15 protein-coding genes are annotated in these 16,163 nt (G+C 66.9%); 8 read left to right on the top strand and 7 right to left on the bottom strand.

The window, feature by feature from the left end:
- The first annotated feature begins 61 nt into the window (after nucleotides 1-61).
- Nucleotides 62-1,312 (top strand): chromate efflux transporter, encoded by a 1,251-nt coding sequence (gene chrA / locus DXK93_RS30040; RefSeq protein ID WP_054454855.1) that lies wholly within the window; start codon nucleotides 62-64, stop codon nucleotides 1,310-1,312.
- Nucleotides 1,313-1,347: 35 nt separating this feature from the next.
- Here chrA and DXK93_RS30035 read toward each other — a convergent pair whose 3' ends face one another.
- On the bottom strand, nucleotides 1,348-2,142 hold the full coding sequence (locus tag DXK93_RS30035; protein ID WP_119452039.1) for an enoyl-CoA hydratase: 795 nt from the start codon (nucleotides 2,140-2,142) through the stop codon (nucleotides 1,348-1,350).
- Nucleotides 2,143-2,195: 53 nt separating this feature from the next.
- The gene (locus DXK93_RS30030; RefSeq protein WP_054454857.1) at nucleotides 2,196-3,395 is read right to left on the bottom strand and encodes a multidrug effflux MFS transporter; all 1,200 of its coding nucleotides are present in this window, start codon (nucleotides 3,393-3,395) and stop codon (nucleotides 2,196-2,198) included.
- Nucleotides 3,396-3,468: 73 nt separating this feature from the next.
- Here DXK93_RS30030 and DXK93_RS30025 point away from each other — a divergent pair, with 73 nt between their 5' ends.
- Nucleotides 3,469-3,789, top strand: coding sequence for a SelT/SelW/SelH family protein (locus DXK93_RS30025; protein WP_054454343.1), 321 nt, complete (start codon nucleotides 3,469-3,471; stop codon nucleotides 3,787-3,789).
- Between the two features lie 55 nt (nucleotides 3,790-3,844).
- Here the strand turns inward: DXK93_RS30025 and DXK93_RS30020 are convergent, their stop codons facing one another.
- From DXK93_RS30020 to DXK93_RS30010, 3 genes are all read right to left on the bottom strand, one after another.
- The gene (locus DXK93_RS30020; RefSeq protein WP_054454346.1) at nucleotides 3,845-5,371 is read right to left on the bottom strand and encodes a tripartite tricarboxylate transporter permease; all 1,527 of its coding nucleotides are present in this window, start codon (nucleotides 5,369-5,371) and stop codon (nucleotides 3,845-3,847) included.
- A gap of 3 nt (nucleotides 5,372-5,374) precedes the next feature.
- Nucleotides 5,375-5,845, bottom strand: a complete 471-nt coding sequence (locus DXK93_RS30015; protein WP_054454349.1) for a tripartite tricarboxylate transporter TctB family protein — start codon at nucleotides 5,843-5,845, stop codon at nucleotides 5,375-5,377.
- Between the two features lie 250 nt (nucleotides 5,846-6,095).
- The gene (locus tag DXK93_RS30010) at nucleotides 6,096-6,608 is read right to left on the bottom strand and encodes a GFA family protein (RefSeq protein WP_054454352.1); all 513 of its coding nucleotides are present in this window, start codon (nucleotides 6,606-6,608) and stop codon (nucleotides 6,096-6,098) included.
- Nucleotides 6,609-7,012: 404 nt separating this feature from the next.
- Between DXK93_RS30010 and DXK93_RS32210 the strand changes: the two genes are divergently transcribed.
- Nucleotides 7,013-7,150: a hypothetical protein gene (locus DXK93_RS32210; protein WP_166738303.1), complete on the top strand. Its 138-nt coding sequence runs from the start codon at nucleotides 7,013-7,015 to the stop codon at nucleotides 7,148-7,150.
- A 47-nt stretch (nucleotides 7,151-7,197) separates the two neighbouring features.
- Here DXK93_RS32210 and DXK93_RS30005 read toward each other — a convergent pair whose 3' ends face one another.
- Complete coding sequence (locus DXK93_RS30005; protein WP_054454355.1) at nucleotides 7,198-8,748, bottom strand: sensor domain-containing diguanylate cyclase; 1,551 nt, start codon at nucleotides 8,746-8,748, stop codon at nucleotides 7,198-7,200.
- Between the two features lie 47 nt (nucleotides 8,749-8,795).
- Entirely contained in the window at nucleotides 8,796-9,881 is a 1,086-nt protein-coding gene (locus tag DXK93_RS30000; RefSeq protein WP_119452038.1) for a site-specific integrase, read from the bottom strand.
- A gap of 147 nt (nucleotides 9,882-10,028) precedes the next feature.
- Between DXK93_RS30000 and DXK93_RS29995 the strand changes: the two genes are divergently transcribed.
- The 5 genes from DXK93_RS29995 to DXK93_RS29975 all read left to right on the top strand — a co-directional run bounded on the left by DXK93_RS29995 (nucleotide 10,029) and on the right by DXK93_RS29975 (nucleotide 16,106).
- Nucleotides 10,029-11,063, top strand: coding sequence for a DNA-binding protein (locus tag DXK93_RS29995; protein WP_119452037.1), 1,035 nt, complete (start codon nucleotides 10,029-10,031; stop codon nucleotides 11,061-11,063).
- 160 nt (nucleotides 11,064-11,223) lie between these two features.
- Nucleotides 11,224-12,672, top strand: a complete 1,449-nt coding sequence (locus tag DXK93_RS29990; protein ID WP_119452036.1) for a transporter substrate-binding domain-containing protein — start codon at nucleotides 11,224-11,226, stop codon at nucleotides 12,670-12,672.
- Nucleotides 12,673-12,828: 156 nt separating this feature from the next.
- Nucleotides 12,829-13,959 (top strand): AI-2E family transporter YdiK, encoded by a 1,131-nt coding sequence (ydiK, locus tag DXK93_RS29985; RefSeq protein WP_119452035.1) that lies wholly within the window; start codon nucleotides 12,829-12,831, stop codon nucleotides 13,957-13,959.
- Between the two features lie 267 nt (nucleotides 13,960-14,226).
- Entirely contained in the window at nucleotides 14,227-14,952 is a 726-nt protein-coding gene (locus DXK93_RS29980) for an RNA pseudouridine synthase (RefSeq protein ID WP_119452034.1), read from the top strand.
- A gap of 212 nt (nucleotides 14,953-15,164) precedes the next feature.
- A complete protein-coding gene (locus tag DXK93_RS29975) occupies nucleotides 15,165-16,106 on the top strand; it encodes an LD-carboxypeptidase (protein WP_119452042.1) in 942 nt (313 codons plus the stop codon).
- The last annotated feature ends 57 nt before the right edge of the window (nucleotides 16,107-16,163 follow it).

Here is a 16,163-nt window from a genome sequence, read left to right as displayed (position 1 = left end):
GCTATAAGCATGGGGCGGGGGCAGGACCCTCATGCCCCGCCTGCCGATGAAGCCGAATCCCATGCCGCCGCTGCCTCCCCACCAAGACGAACACGTCGCCAGCAAGCCCGCCACTGCCACGCGCGAGCAGCCCGGCCGGGGGTCCTGTCTGGAAGTCTTCCTGGTATTCCTGCGCCTCGGGCTGACGTCCTTCGGCGGGCCGGTGGCGCACCTGGCGTATTTCCGCACGGAATTCGTGGAGCGCAGGCGCTGGCTGGACGACTATGCGTATTCCGACCTGGTGGCGCTGTGTCAGTTCCTGCCGGGGCCGGCCAGCAGCCAGGTCGGCATGGCGATAGGCCTGAAACGCGCCGGATGGGCCGGCATGCTGGCGGCCTGGGTGGCGTTCACGCTGCCCACGGCCGTGGCGCTGATCCTCTTCGCGCTGGGGCTGGCGCAGTTCGGCTGGCTGTCCGCGTCGGGCGCCATCCATGGACTGAAGATCGCCGCGGTGGCCATCATTGCGCAAGCGGTCTGGGGCATGGGCCGCTCGCTCTGTCCTGACCGCGAACGGGCGGGACTGGCGGTGGCGGCGGCGCTCATCACCATCCTCATGCCGACGACCCTGGGGCAATTGAGCGCGATCCTGCTGGGCGCCATCGCCGGCCTGGCCGCGCTGCAGGTGCCGCCGCGACCTGCGCTGGCGGTGCCGCCGTTGAATGTGTCGCGCCGCGCGGGATACACGGCCCTGGCGCTGTTCGTGCTGCTGCTGGCGGTCTTGCCGGCCTGGGCGGCGATCAGCGGCATGCCGCTGGCGCAGCAGCTCTCAGGCTTCTACCGCGCGGGCGCGCTGGTGTTCGGCGGCGGCCACGTGGTGCTGCCCTTGCTGGAATCCGCCTCGGTGGCGGGAGGCATGGTTTCCAACGCCGATTTCCTGGCAGGCTATGGCGCGGCGCAGGCCATGCCGGGGCCGCTGTTCGCCTTTGCCGCCTTCCTGGGCGCGATGTCGTCGGGCCCCTTGTCGGGCTGGGCCGGCGGACTGGTGTTGCTGGCGGCGATCTTCCTGCCGGGCGCCTTGCTGGTGGCGGCGGCGCTGCCGTTCTGGGAAAGCCTGCGGCGGCGGCCCGGCGTGCGCAACCTGATCGCGGGCGTGAACGCGAGCGTCGTGGGCATCTTGCTGTCGGCCCTGTACGACCCGGTCTGGACCAGCGCCATCCGCGATCGGGTGGATTTCGGCCTGGCCTTGCTGCTGTTCGGCCTGCTGGTCTATGCGCGCTGGTCGCCCGTCTGGGTGGTGCTGCTGGCCGCGGCCGGCGGCTGGGCCTTGGCCTAGCGGAGCCGCGGGCGGCGCAGCCCCAAAGCGTCGAATCAGGACTGCCAGCGCGGCGGACGTTTTTGCAGGAAGGCGTCTATGCCTTCGCTGGCGTCGGCTTCCATCATGTTGCGCGCCATCACGTCGCCCGCATAGTCGTAGGCATCCGCCAGCGCCATCTGCCGCTGCTTGTAGAACATGCGCTTGCCGTAGCGGATGGCCGTGGGGCTCTTGGCCAGGATGTCATCCACCAGTGCGCGCACGCGCTGATCCAGTTGCGCCTCGGGCACGGCGTCGTTGATGAGGCCCCAATCCCTGGCTTGGCCGGCATCGATGAAGCGCGCCGTCACCAGCATTTCGAAGGCGCGCTTGGCCGATACGTTACGACTGAGGGCGACGGCGGGCGTGGAGCAGAACAGGCCGACGTTGATGCCCGACACCGCGAACTTCGCCGTGTCGGCCGCCACGGCCAGGTCGCAGCTGGCCACCAGTTGGCAGCCCGCCGCGGTGGCGATGCCGTGCACCTTGGCGATCACCGGCACCGGCAATGCCTGCAAACCTTGCATCACGGCGCTGCATTTCCTGAAAAGGTCGCGGTAATAATCCAGCGAGGGCTGGCTGCGCATTTCGCGCAGGTCGTGGCCGGCGCAGAACGCCCGGCCGCTGGATTCAAGCACCACGCAGCGCACGCCGGCATCGCGCGACAAAGCGTCGATCTCCGCCTGCAGCGCGGCCAGCATGCCTTCGGACAGCGCGTTGAACTGGCCCGGGCGGTTCAGGCGCAGCGTCACCACGCCGCCTTCGGCGTGGCGCGCCAGGATCGGCTCTTGCGCCGCTTGTTCGTTATTCATGTCGTCTCCAGGGTGGGCTATCCCTGGATAGTAGAGGCTTACGCGGCTCGGCGTCAGCCCGCAGCCAGGCGCCGCGCCATGCCCGGCGACAGGCACAGCAGCGGCCCGACGATGACCGCGCCGATCAGCGCCATCGCCGCTTGGGGCGCCATGCCGCTGTCCAGCAAAAGGGTGGCGATGACGGCCGATCCGCTCATCTGGAACAAGCCATACACCGCGGCCGCGGTGCCGGCGCGCTCGGCGAAGGGCTCCAGCGCCAGGCTCAGCCCGGATCCCAGCGCGAGCGAAAAGCCCACGGTCAACACCGCCACCGGCAACATGAAGATCCAGGCCGACAAGGGCAGCCACAGCCAAGCGGCCAGGTGCATGGCGGCGGCCGCGAGCAGGGCGGCCATGCCTACGCGCACCATGGTGTGGCGGCCATAGCGCGCGATGAAGGCGGGAGCCAGGAAGAAGGCGCCGATGTTGATCGCCGCGTTGCCGCCGAACCAGGCGGAGAAGCCCAGTTCGGAATAGCCCAGCTGCTGCACCAGCACTACGGGCGCGGCGGATACGAAAACCAGGATCATCGCCATGCCGGCCATGCCGAACGCCGCGAAGTACAGAAAGCGTCCGCTGGCCGCGATCGGCGCATAGCGGCGCAGGCTGTAGAGCGGGCCTTGCTGTCTGGGAGGCGCGGCGCGCGTTTCCTCGAAGCGGATCGCCAGAAAACCTGCCAGCGTCAGGGCGAACAGCACCATGAAGACGAAGGTGCTGCGCCAGCCCGCATGCACGGCCAGCGCGCCGCCCACCATGGGCGCCAGCGCGGGCACGGTGCACAAGGCGCCGTTCAAATAGCTGTAGACGCGCGCGCCCACCGCAGGACTGAAGCAGTCGCGCACCGCGGCAAAGGCCACCAGCGAGGCCGAGCACGCGCCCAGCCCCTGGATCACGCGCGCGGCATAGAACACGTCCAGCGACGTGGCCGCGGCGCCCAGCGCCGAGCCCAGCAGATACGCCAGCGCGCCGCCCAGCGCAACTGGCCGCCGGCCATAGCGGTCGGCCAGCGGGCCGATCAGAATCTGGCCCACGCCGACGGCGAAGATGAAGAGGGTGATGCTGGCTTGCAGCGCGGTGACAGGCTGGCCGTAATCCTGCGCCATGACGGGCAGGGAGGGCAGATAGATGTCGATGCCCATGGGCGTGAGCGTGACCAGCCCCATCAGGAGGCCGATCAGCCAGCGTTGGCCGCGGGGGGATAATGCAGACTTCATGGCAGGCTCGGGGTCCATCGCAGACCCGGGAAAACCCGATATTATCCATGAACCGGCGTAGAATCTTCCAGCTATGAACACACCCGCCCTGCGCCCCCGCATCGTCATCCATTACTGCACGCAGTGCCAGTGGCTGCTGCGCGCCGGCTGGATGGCCCAGGAACTCTTGTCCACCTTTTCCATCGATCTGGGCGAGGTCGTGCTGCAGCCCGGCACCGGCGGGATCTTCCAGGTCACCTACAACGGCGACCTGATCTGGGACCGCAAGAGCGATGGCGGCTTCCCCTCGGCCAAGGAACTGAAGCAGCGCGTGCGCGATCGTCTGGATCCCGGGCGCACGCTGGGCCATATCGACGGCCACACCGCCGGCCCGCTGGCCGCGCCCGACGCCTGAAGCGCATACGGACCGGCCCCGCAGGAGCCGGTCCGTCGCCACGCAGCGGCAGTCGTCAGGCGGAAGACTCCGCTTGCGCCAGGCCCACACGCTGCTTGCGTTGGCGCATGGCCGACACCACCAGCAGCGCAATCAACCCCACGCACGCCACCACGAAGCCCAGGCTGATGGGCCGCGAGACGAAGATCGTCAGGTCGCCGCGCGACAGCAGCAGGGCGCGGCGGAAGTTCTCTTCCACCATGGGGCCAAGCACGAAGCCCAGCAACAGCGGCGCGGGTTCGAAGCGCATGCGGATCAGCGCGTAGCCCGCCGCGCCGAACAAGGTCACCATGGCCACGTCGAACAGATTGTTGTTGGTGCTGTAGACGCCCACGCAAACAAAGAACAGCGCCGCCGGGAACAGGTAGCGGAACGGCACCGTCAGCAGCCGCACCCACATGCCGATCAGCGGCAGGTTCAACAGCAGCAACAGCACGTTGCCGACCCAGAAGCTGGCGATCAGCCCCCAGAACATGTCGGCGTGTTCCACCATCATCTGCGGTCCCGGCTGGATGCCGTGGATGATCAGCGCGCCCAGCATCAACGCCATCACCGGATCGCCAGGGATGCCCAGGCTCATGGTGGGAATGAAGCTGGTCTGGGTCGAGGCGCTGGTGGCCGCTTCCGGTCCGGCGATGCCCTCGATGGCGCCGCGGCCGAAGCGGCGCGGCTCGCGCGCCACCTTCTTTTCCGTCGCATACGAAATGAACGAGGCGATGGTAGGGCCGGTGCCGGGCAGGATGCCGAAGGCCGCGCCGATTGCCGTGCCGCGCACCAGCGCGCCGCGCGACTGCTTGATGTCGCCGGCTTCGGGCCGCATCGACTTCATGCTGATCTTGGCGGTGGTCACCTTGGCATCGCCGCCGATGCGGTTGATGTTCTTCAGGAAGTCCGCCACGCCGAAGAGACCCATGGCCAGCGCCACGATCTGCAGGCCGTCGGACAGTTCCAGGATGCCGAAGTGAAAACGCATCGTGCCGGTGTTGACGTCGGTGCCCACCACGCCCAGCAGCAGGCCCACCACCACCATCGCCACGCCCTTGATCGCCGACCCCTTGGCCAAGGTGGCGCCGGCCAGCAGGCCCAGCATCATCATGGAGAAGTACTCGGCGGGGCCGAACTTGAAGGCCACGTCAACCAGCATGGGCGAGAACAGAATCATCGCCAGGATGCCGACCGACGCGCCGCAGAACGACGAGAACATCAGCATGAACAGCGCCGAGCCAGCCTTGCCGTTGCGCGCCAGCGGATTGCCGTCCAGGCAGGCCACCGCGTGTGATGCGGTGCCAGGCAGGTTCAGCATGATGGAGGTAATGCCGCCGCCGTACTGCGAACCGTAGTAGATGCCTGACAGCATCACCAGCGCCGCCGTGGGCGTCATGGTGTAGGTCAGCGGCAGCAGGATGGAGATCGCGGCCAGCACGCCCATGCCCGGCAGCACGCCGATAAGGTTGCCCATGAACACGCCGAACACGGCCCACATGAGGTTGTCCAGCGCGAAGGCGACGGAGAACCCGTGCATCAGGTTGTTGAAGATTTCCATCGATCAGCCCCAGCGGAACAGCGGAAACTGCAGTTGCAGCGCCCAGGAGAAAACGGCCACGCCCAGCACGGTCACGCCAGCGGCCAGCAGCGCCGCGCTGCGCGGCGTGTGCTGGCGGTCGCCCATCGCGGAAATGAAGACCAGCGCGAAGGTCGCGGGCACCAGGCCGCCGTACTTGCCCACCAGGATGAAGGCCATGAGTCCGCCAATGATGCAGCCCCAGCCGCGCCAGTCGGGCGGAGGCTCGTCCTCGGCGTCGTCATCGGCTGCCGCGGGCGCCGCGGCCATGCGCGCGATGATCAGGCCCAACAGCACCAGCAGCACGCCCAGGATCGCCGGGAACATCCCTGGCCCCATGCGCGCCAGGCTGCCGATGTTGTAGGTGGATGCCTGCGCGATGGCGCCCAGGCCCAGCACGATCATCGTGCCGGCGGCCCAGACTTCGCGCCGCGCGGCGCTGCGTTTGGATTGCATCTGTAGTCCTCCCGTTGTTGTGCTTTTGCCTGACTACGTTCTGAACAAAAGCTGACTTTTGAATGAACGCGGAAGTCTAGGAATTCAAACTTCCGTTCACCTTTCAGGGACACGGGATATGCGCCAAACAGGCTTTTTTTCCGCAAAAACGGGGGAAATCCCTAAGCGCGCGAGGATTGCGGGCAGGGTCGATGCGCGGCGCTCAGACGGGTGTTGCGGCGTTGCGCCGCGCGTTGTTGCGGCGGGGTATTCAGCCCTTGGGCGTCCAGGGCTTGCGCGGGCTGCCGGCCAGCGCGGCGTCAAGGCGCTGCCTGGCGGCCTGGGGCCAGCAGGCGTCCATGTCGTAGAACGCTTCGGCCGCCGGCACGTCGTCCGGTATGCCCACCCACGGGTGCTTGGAGCGCACGAAGCAATGCGCGCCAGGCGGGAAGTCGGCGGCGCGGTCCAGCGTGCCCGCATAGATCAGCGCCACCGTTTCGCCGAACCCCGGGTGATGGCTCCACAACAGGCCCAGGCAGGCCGCGCAGCGCACGACCACGACCGTCTCGCCATCATTGGCGTTCTTGTCTGCGGGATGGCGGCGCAGCTCGCCCCGCAACTGGTGCACGCGGTCGGATTCGATCACCGCGTTCATCGCAAAGGCGGTGCCGGCGTGCCGTTGGCACACGGTGCAATGGCAGCAATGCACGAACATGGGCGGGCTGGCGAGGCGGTAGCGGACCGCGCCGCAATCGCAGCCGCCCTCGATGGGAGCGTGGGTCACGATCAGTCTCCGGACAATGGGCGCATCCAGTGTATGAAGGCCCGTCCGGCAGCGGGAGTGGCGATCGCGTCATGTTGCGGGGGCATTTGCGTCATTGGCCATTGTCGGCGTCGACGCGTCAGGGGCGGGGCGCCGGCCTTTGTGGTCCACGCCAGAATCGCTTGCTATTTCAGGCAATTTAATGCTAAAATTCAGCATCTTTCGGCAAAATCATAACAAAACCAAGTGCCGGAAGATTTGTAAGTCGCTGGCGGCCGCGGCCGCCATTTTCGTTTGCGTTGCCTGCGCGCATGCCCCCCGCGCTCCGATGGCATCCATTGGAAACAGCATCCATGGCACGCACGAATCTCATGCATTGCGCTTTGCGCGGGGGAAAGCCATGCGTCCTGAACAGGAGAACGTTCATGTCTCATCAACTAGTTGGCAAGAAGTGGCAATTCGAGATTCCTCCCCTGGACTGGAAGGCGCCCGAGACCAATAAGGAAGCGGACATCAAGACCGTTGCCGCGGACGCCGATGCCGCCGAAGACCAGGACGCCTGACCCGGCGTTGCCATAACCCTGAAATAGCCGCCGGGCGGGCAGGGGCGTCAGCCCGCGTGCGTCACCACGCGATTTCGCCCCTGCTGCTTGGCCGCGTACAGCGCGGCATCCGCAGCCTGGAAGACCAGATCCACGTCCGCGCTACCGGCCGTCCAGTGCGCCACGCCGGCTGACACCGTGATTTCCGGAGAGCCGCTCGCACGGCGCATCTCCGTGGTCTTGCGCAGGCGCTCCGCCATGCCCGTTGCTTCCCTGGGGCCCGCGCCGGGCAGCAGGATCAGGAATTCCTCGCCGCCATTGCGGCAGAGTATGTCTGTCGGGCGCGAACAGTCGCGCATCAACTGCGCCATTCCCTGTATCGCCTCGTCGCCCACCGTGTGGCCGTAGGTGTCATTGACTCGCTTGAAATGGTCGATGTCCAGCGCGATCACCGCAAAGGGGGTGTCGGCCGCCTGCAGCGCATCCACCGCCTGACGCGTGCCGCGACGGTTGCGCAGCCCGGTCAGCGGATCGGTAATGCTGGCCTGGTTGAGCTTGCCGATCTTGTCCTGCAGGCTGGAGTAGCTTCGGATCACCGCGCGCTTGAGGCGCTGCGCCTCGAAGTACCAGGCTTTCACCGAGCGCACCCGCTGCATGGCCACCGCCATGTCATGGTGCTCGACATTGGTGGCCAGTTGCGACAGCGGCTGCGAAATCTTGCGCGCACACCACCAGATCGCCAACAGGAACAGCAGGGCGAAGGGCGCCGCGTAGCGGATCAGCGCCCAGATGAGATCGTGCAAGGGCTCCAGCGTGGCCAACGCCGGGCGCTGCGCGATTACTCCCCAGCCGCTGCGCGAGACGTGGGCATAGCCGGCCAGCATGTCCACCCCGCGCGTGTTGATCAGGCGCTGCGCGCCATCCTCCCCGCGCATCACCGCCGCCACGGCGGGATTGCTGGTGACGTCCTCGCCGACGCGGTCGTTCTCGGCGTGATAGATCAGCCGCCCCTCGTTATCCACCACGTACAGATAAGACCCGTCCTGATAGGGATGCTTGCCCAGCAGGTTGTGCAGCGCGCCTTCGTTGCGCAGGTAGATCGTGCCCGACACGTAGCCCAGGTAGATGCCGCCCTCGGAATGAATGGGATACGAAACGTTGATCAGCAGGTTGCCGGCAACGGACACATAGGGCTTGCTGATCAGGGGCTTGCGCGTCTGCAGCGCCATGCGGCTGGCGGCGTTGTCGACCCGCGTTCCCTGGAAGCTGCGGATGGCCTGGCTGGCCGCCACCATGACGCCGTCGGCGCGGATGATGGCGACCGTGTTGAAGCTGTCCGTCTGCTCCCGCAGGCGCGCGACTTCCGCGTTCAAGACTTCCGGCGCATCGAAGCGCCAGGCGACATGGCGGGCGCTGTACTCCAGTTGCTGCAGGGCCGAGTCCAGGAAGGTGCCCGCGCTCTCCGCCAGCTTGGCGGCGTACACCCGGTTGGATTCCAGCGTATTGGCGATGAGCTGTTCACGCTGCACCCGGTAACTGGCGTACAGGGCGTTGGCGGTGGCGGCGAGGGCGCTGCATACGGTAAGCGCAAGCACCAGCCCGCGTAGGTTGATTCGCATGAAGATCGTGTCGGGCAGGATTCGGGTTGCGGCGAGTGCGCGGGATTTTACCCGCGCGGGGCGTCCGGCTCGTCCAGCAGCCGGGCCGCGGGCGATTCGGCCGCCGCCCCGGCGCGGAAGTAGCCCATGACGGTGGCCACGCTGGCATGTCCGGTCATGGCCATGGTGTCGCCCAGCGGCACGTTGCGCCGTCCCGCCTCGGTCACGAATCCCGAGCGCAGGCTGTGCGCCGAAAACTCGCCTTCCAGGCCGGCCAGCTTGCAGCGTTCCTGCACGATGTCCCGTACCGCGGCCGCGGCCAGCGGCTCGCCCAGCACGTCGCCGCGCCGCACGCGCCGGAACAGCGGACCTTGCGTGATGCCGCTGGCGCGCAGCCAGGCGTCAAGCGCCTGGGCAGCCACGCCGACGATGGGCTTCTGGTCATTGGCGCGCACGGCGCCCGCCTGGTTGGTCTTGGAATACGCCAGCGCGTACAGAAACCCCTCGGCCGTGCGCCGCGTGTTTTCCATCGTGGCATGAACGACTTCGGAGCGCCTGCGCCCGCCGCTGGCCCAGGCGAACAGCAGCAGGGCGCGGTCACGCATGCCACGTAGGGAATCGTCACAGGTGGCCAGCATGGCCTCCAGCGGTTCGCGCGTGAGCGCCACCTTCTTGGCCGGCGCCACGCCGCGCCGGGCATAGGCGCGCCGCGTCCTGGCAAGCAGCTCGCGCACCGCGGCCGCGCGGCAGGGGTTGTTGGGGTGGCCTTGAAGTTCGTGCGCCTTGGACAGCACGGAAATGCGCTGCAGCAGCGTGTTGAGGCTGGGCGCGCCCAGCCTGCCTTTGGCTTTGAGCCGGACCAGTTCCTGATCCAACGCCAGCGGCAATTCCCATTTCAGGCCTTGCTCGGTGGAGCGCTGGGCATGGTCGACCACGAACTGGATCACGGCGGCTTCCGGCAAGGGCAGGGCAAAGGGGCGCGCATAGCGCAGCTCGAACCAGGCGCTCCAGTAGCGGATGGCGGCGCGGTAGCTAGCGACCGTGTTGGCCGAACTGCCTTCGCGCAACAGCGCGCTGGCGGCGGCATCGGCCTGGGCGTCCAGGGTGAGCGGGTCCAGAACGGGCAGCGGCGCCTGCGTTTTCAGCTGTGTCATGGTTGAAGAGGGTGGGAAAATCGCATTTCATACATATTATTATGTATGCTGTATGATATCTAACATTAATATCAAATTACTCTCGATAAGGTTCCATTATCGTGGGTAATTATCCCGCAAATGCCGAATTCGGCACGGAGCAAGCGCATGGCCACCGGAATTACCGAAACTGACGTCTGGACCGCCGCCGACGCCTTGCTGCTGGAGGGCGCGCGGCCCACCATCGAACGGGTGCGACAGAAGATCGGCCGGGGCTCGCCGAATACCGTCAGCCCCTATCTGGAAACCTGGTTCCGGGCCTTGGGCGCGCGCATCAAGGACCCGGGCGCATTTGCAGCGCCGGCTGCCGTCCCGGATCCCGTGGCGCAGGCCGCCTCGCACTTCTGGGAAGCCGCCTTGTCCGAGGCCCGCGCCCAACAGGAACAGGCCTATCGCGGGCGCTGGGAAGAACTGGCGCGGGAAGGGGAGCAATTGGCCTCGGACGCCGAACAGCTGCAGCAACGCGAAGCCCAGCTAGCGCACCGCGAACAGGACTTGCAGGAAGCTCTCAGGGTGGCGACGTCCCAATTGGCGGCCGCCGAAGACCGGCTGCAGTCGGCCGAACAGCAGCTGCGCCAACGCGACGAACTGCTCAGGCGCAACCAGCTGCAGCTGGAAGACGCCCGCAGCGCCACGCAGGCGGCGCTGGCGGAGAACGAGAAGATCCGCGCCCAGCATGCGCAAGCGCTCGATGCGCTGGAAACCCGTCATACCGCCCACGAACGCCGCTGGCTCAATGAGCTGGACAGCGAACGCGGCACGGTCAAGCGCTTGCAGGCGCGGCTGGACGACGCGCAGGCAGCCAGCCAACAGCAGGCGGCGCAGGCGCGCAAGGGGCTGGAACAGGAACAGCATCAGCGCCGCCAGGCGGAACAAGAGGCGCAAGCCCTGCGCACCGAAGTCCAGGCTATGCAAGTGCGCCAGCAAGCCGATCAGGCCGCGGCCGATACGGCCTTGGCGGCGGCGCGCGATCGCGAAAGGACGCTGGAATCCCGGCTGGCGGCCGCCGAGCAACGCTCATCCGACTGCCTCGCGCAGTTGAAAGGGAAGGACGAACAACTGGGCGAGCTGACCCGGCATCTGATGGCGCAGGCCCAGCGGCAGGACGCCGGTCATGCGCCGCCGAAACCCGCGCAGCCCTAGAGGCCCGTTGGATGCCGTCCGCATTGCACGCCGCAGCGGAAAGAATCCGTTGCATGAACCCCGGCCGCCCGATATTGTTGTAGCCACGGCCCGGCGCGCAACGCGCCTTGCCGCGCGGCATACCTGACTTGCCGCAGTAACCGGGCCTGCCGGAGGAACTATGTCATTTCGCGTGATTGCCTCGATGCTTTGCGCGCTGTTGCTGTGGTTGCCTCCATCGCCTGGGTACGCCCAGACGGCGAAGGCCAAAGGCGACCCGCTGGCGCTGGCCTACAACATGAAGCCCTGGACCGGGGACTTCGACGGCATGGTCAAGCGCCGGCAAGTCCGGGTGCTGGTGCCCTACAACAAGACCCTGTACTTCCTGGACAAAGGCGGCACGCAGCGCGGCATCATCGCGGACATGATGACCGAGTTCGAGAACGACCTGAACCGGCAGCTCAAGACCAAGAACATCCGCGTGTACGTGGTGTTCCTGCCGACCTCGCGCGAACGCCTGATTCCCGATCTGCTGGCGGGCAAGGGCGACATCATCGCCGCCAATCTGACGGTCACTGAAGAACGCCAGAAGCTGGTGGACTTTTCCACGCCGCTGGCGTCGGGCGTGCGGGAGCTGGTCGTGGCCGCGCCAGGCGCGCCCGAGCTCAAGTCGCTGGACGACCTTTCCGGGCAGGAGCTCTTCATCAGCCCCGTCAGCAGCTACTACGGCAGCATCAAGAAGCTGAACGCGGATCTGGCGGCCAGGGGCCTGAAGCCCGCCATCATCCGTGACGCGCCGGGCACTTTCGAGACCGACGACATCCTGGAGATGGCCAGCGCGGACCTGGTCAAGTACACGGTCGCCGACCGCTACCTGGCGAATTTCTGGAAACAGATCTTCCCGCAGATCCGGGTCTACGAAAATCTGGAGGTCGACAGCGGCAGCGATATTGCCTTCGCCTTCCGCAAGAACTCGCCCAAGCTCGCGGCGGCGCTCAACCCCTTCATGGAGAAGAACCGCGTCGGCACCTCTTTCGGCAACCAGCAGCTGACCAAGTACCTGAAATCCGTGAAGTGGGTAAAGGCCGCCACCGATCCGGAGGAAATCGAAAAATTCCACCGCCTCGCTGACTTCTTCCGCAAGTATGGGGACCAATACAACATAGACTGGCTGCTGATGATGGCGCAGGGCTACCAGGAGTCCCGGCTGGACCAGGGCGCCAAAAGCTCGGTCGGGGCGATAGGCGTCATGCAGATCATGCCGGCCACCGGCAAGGAACTGAAAGTAGGTGACATCCGGCGCGAGGAATACAACATCCATGGCGGCGTCAAATACATCCGTTTCATGATCGACCAGTACTACGCGAAAGAGCCCATGACGGACCTGAACAAGGGGCTGTTCGCCTTCGCGGCCTACAACGCCGGCCCCGGCCGGATCAACCAATTGCGCAAGGACGCCGCCGCCCGCGGACTGGACCCGAACGTCTGGTTCGACAATGTGGAACGGGTGGCAGCCGAGCGCATCGGGCGTGAAACGGTGCAGTACGTGAGCAACATCTACAAGTACTACATCGCCTACACGCTGATCCGCGCGCAGGGCGCGGGCGACGGCGCGGGCGCCCCGCGTTAGCCGCAGGCGGCGCCGCTTGCGGGCGGCCGGTATATATACGCGCCGGATTTTCGGATAAATTCGCCAAAGACGCATTCAGGTGTACCAACCGGGCATATGCCCAACCGGCATCGATGCGCCACAAACCAGGGCTGCCGGCCCTGTCAGGAGCAGCGGTTGAATCCTCTTCCACGCCAGACGGTCGATCTCGCCCGCATCATCCTCGTCATCGTGATCCTGGCCGGCCTGATGGCAGGCAGCCTCTACATCCTGCGCCCATTCCTGCCCGGCCTGGTCTGGGCAACCACGATCGTCGTGGCGACCTGGCCGGTCATGCTGACGATCCAGCGCTATTGCGGCGGGCGGCGCTGGATGGGCACCCTGACGATGCTGGTCATCCTGCTGTTCGTCATCGTGCTGCCGCTTTACGAGGTGATCTCGACGCTGGCCTTGCACAGCAGCTCGATCATGGCGGCGGTCAAGAGCCTGCCCGACTACGCGCTGCTGGCGCCGCCCGCCTGGGTCCACGGCATTCCGCTGGTCGGCCCCAAGATTGCGCAGGAATGGCAGACCCTGTCGGACGCCGGCGCCGGCGGCCTGCTGGCCAAACTGGAACCGTACCTGACCAGCGCCGCGGCCTGGCTGCTCGGGCATGCCGCCATCGTCGGCGCCTTCATGATGCACATGCTGATCACCGTGGTCGTGGCCGGCATCCTCTACACCAAGGGCGAAGTGGCGGTCGATTTCGTGCGGCGCTTCTTCAACCGGCTGGCGGGCCAGCGCGGCCTGGCGGCCGTCAAGCTTGCCGGGCAGGCGATACGCGCCGTGGCCCTGGGCATCGTCGTGACCGCCGTGGTGCAGTCCGGGCTGGGCGGGATCGGCTTGTGGATCGCGGGCGTGCCGGCTGCCGGCATCCTTACCGCGCTGATGGTGATGCTGTGCCTGGCGCAACTGGGGCCTTTCCTGCCCATGCTGGCCGGCGTGGTCTGGCTGTTCCAGAACGACATGAAGCTGGCGGCCGCGGTGCTGCTGGTCTGGTCGGTGCTGGTGGCGATGCTGGACAACCTGCTGCGGCCGCTGCTCATCAAGCGCGGGGTCAACCTGTCCTTGCTGCTGATCCTGGTGGGCGTGCTGGGCGGCTTGTTTGCCTTCGGCATCGTGGGCCTGTTCATCGGCCCGGTGATCCTGGCGGTGACCCATACGCTGCTCAAGGCCTGGATCGACGAAGTGCCGCCGCCCGCCGCGCTGGACGCGGAAACGCAACCGGCGGCAACGCCCGCGGGACACGCCGAATTCCCGCCGGTCTGAACGCCGCCCGCATTGGCTGCCAGCCAGGCCGCGGCCGGCAGCCTGCCGGGGAAGGGCGTAACATCTGCCTCACGTCGCGGGCGCAAGGCCCGCTTTTCTGGCAACACCCCGGCAATACCTCATGACGATGCACCCACTGGCGCCGCTGCAAGGCGGCTATTCTTTCCGGTCCAAACTGCGGTCCGAATCACGGCCCGAACTGCGGCTCGATTCATGGCCTGACTCCACGCCCGGCCCCGCGGCTTCCCAGCACAAGGCGGTGGTGCGATGAGCGAAAGCGTACGCCTGGCCAAGCGCTTGGCCACCGAACTGTCCTGCTCGCGCGGCGACGCAGAACGCTACATAGAAGGCGGCTGGGTCGCCGTGGATGGCAAGCAGGTCGAGGAGCCGGGCTATCGGGTGGCGCCCGGCCAGTCCGTGGGCCTGCTGCCAGGCGCGCGCCTGGAAGACGCGCGTCCCGTGACCATCCTGCTGCACAAGCCCGCCGGCCTCTACGCCAATGACGAGCCCGGCTCTGCGCGCGACCTGATCCTGCCCGAAAACCTGATGCCCAGCGACCGTTCCGGGCAGCGCTACCTGAAGCGCATGCTCAACGGCCTGAAGCTGGTCACGCCGCTGGAACGCGCAGCCAGCGGCCTGGTCGTCTACACGCAGGAATACCCGATCGCGCGCAAGCTGGTGGAAGAAGGGCGCTACGTGGAGCAGGAGTACGTGGCCCAGGTGTCCGGCCAGCTCAGCGCCGCCGACCTGGCGCGCCTGCAGCGCGGCATGGCTTATGACGGCCGCGCCGCCACGCCCATGAAGGTCAGCTGGCAGAACGAAACCCATCTGCGCTTCGCCCTGAAGACGCCTGCGCCCGGCTTCATCGAATACGTGTGCGACGCGGCGGGATTGCGCCTGCAGGCCCTGCGCCGCATCCGCATCGGCCGCCTGCCGATGGCGGGCCTGGCCCTCGGCCAGTGGCGCTACCGCCTGGATTACGAACGTTTCTGACGGCAGCAGGGATGACCATGGAACAAGCGCCGCAAGGCCAGCGACCGCAGCGAAATACCGGACGCAGGAGTTTTCTGATCAACACCGGGGCCCTGTGCCTGTCCGCGGCCTTGGCCGGCTGCGCGGCGCCCAAGCCGCCGCCGCGCCGCGCGCCGCAATCGGCCAAGCCCGGTTCCGCGGCGCCCCCGGTTGCCAGCGGCGCAGCAACGCCAGTGCCCGCGCTCAAGCCCGGTGCGCGCGTCGCCATCGTGGCGCCCGCGTCCGCCGCGCTGGATGCCGCGGATGACGCAGCCGAATGGTTGCTGGCGCGTGGCTACGTGCCGCAGGTCATGCCGGCCTCGCGTTCGCGGCTGGACGCCCCCTATGACTATCTGGCGGGTTCGGACGCCGACCGCTTGGCCGACCTGCATGCGGCCTTCGCCGCGCCGGATATCGGCGCCGTCTGGTGCCTGCAGGGCGGCTTCGGTTCGTGGCGCCTGCTGGATCAGCTGGACTTCGATCTGCTGCGCCGCCACCCCAAGCCGTTCATCGGCTACAGCGACATCACGGCGCTGCACCTGGCCATGCAGCGCCGCGCCGGCTTCGTCACGTTCCACGGGCCGATGCTGGCGCAGGACCTGCTGGCCGGCAAGCGTGAACCCACCGAATCGCATTTGCTGTCCATGGTCAGCGGCCAGGTGGGGCAGGGGGCGTGGATCACGCCGCCGCCCTATGCCACCGCCACGGAACTGATACCGGGCACGGCGACCGGGCGGCTGATCGGGGGCAATCTGGCGCTGATCGGCGCACTGATCGGGTCCGATAGCGAAATCGACACCAGCGGCGGAATTCTTTTCATCGAGGACGTCAACGAAGCCTTGCCCCGCATCGACCGCTTGTTGAGCCAACTGGCCGCCGCTGGCAAGTTCGACGACCTCAAAGGCGTGCTGGTTGGCAACTTCACCCGCATCCTCGGCGTGCCGGGCGACGATGCCCAGGCGCAGGGGCTGCTGTATCCGCTGGTACTCGACCAGTTCCGCTCGCGCGGCATTCCGGTGCTGGCCGGATGGCCCAGCGGCCATGGCGATCCGAACCTGACCTTGCCGCTGGGCGCACAGGTCACGCTGGACACGGCGCGTGGCGGATTGCGGCTGGAGCAGGCGATTGTAGTTTGACCTGTTTTGCTCTATTAATGACTCATAAATTATGTTAATGCCTCATTAACAGAGCAT

The organism is Achromobacter sp. K91 (genome assembly GCF_003576205.1).
In the GTDB taxonomy this organism is placed as follows: Bacteria; Pseudomonadota; Gammaproteobacteria; order Burkholderiales; family Burkholderiaceae_B; genus Achromobacter; species Achromobacter aegrifaciens.
Note: the sequence above shows the minus strand (reverse complement) of the source record. Positions and strands in the feature narration are given on the sequence as shown.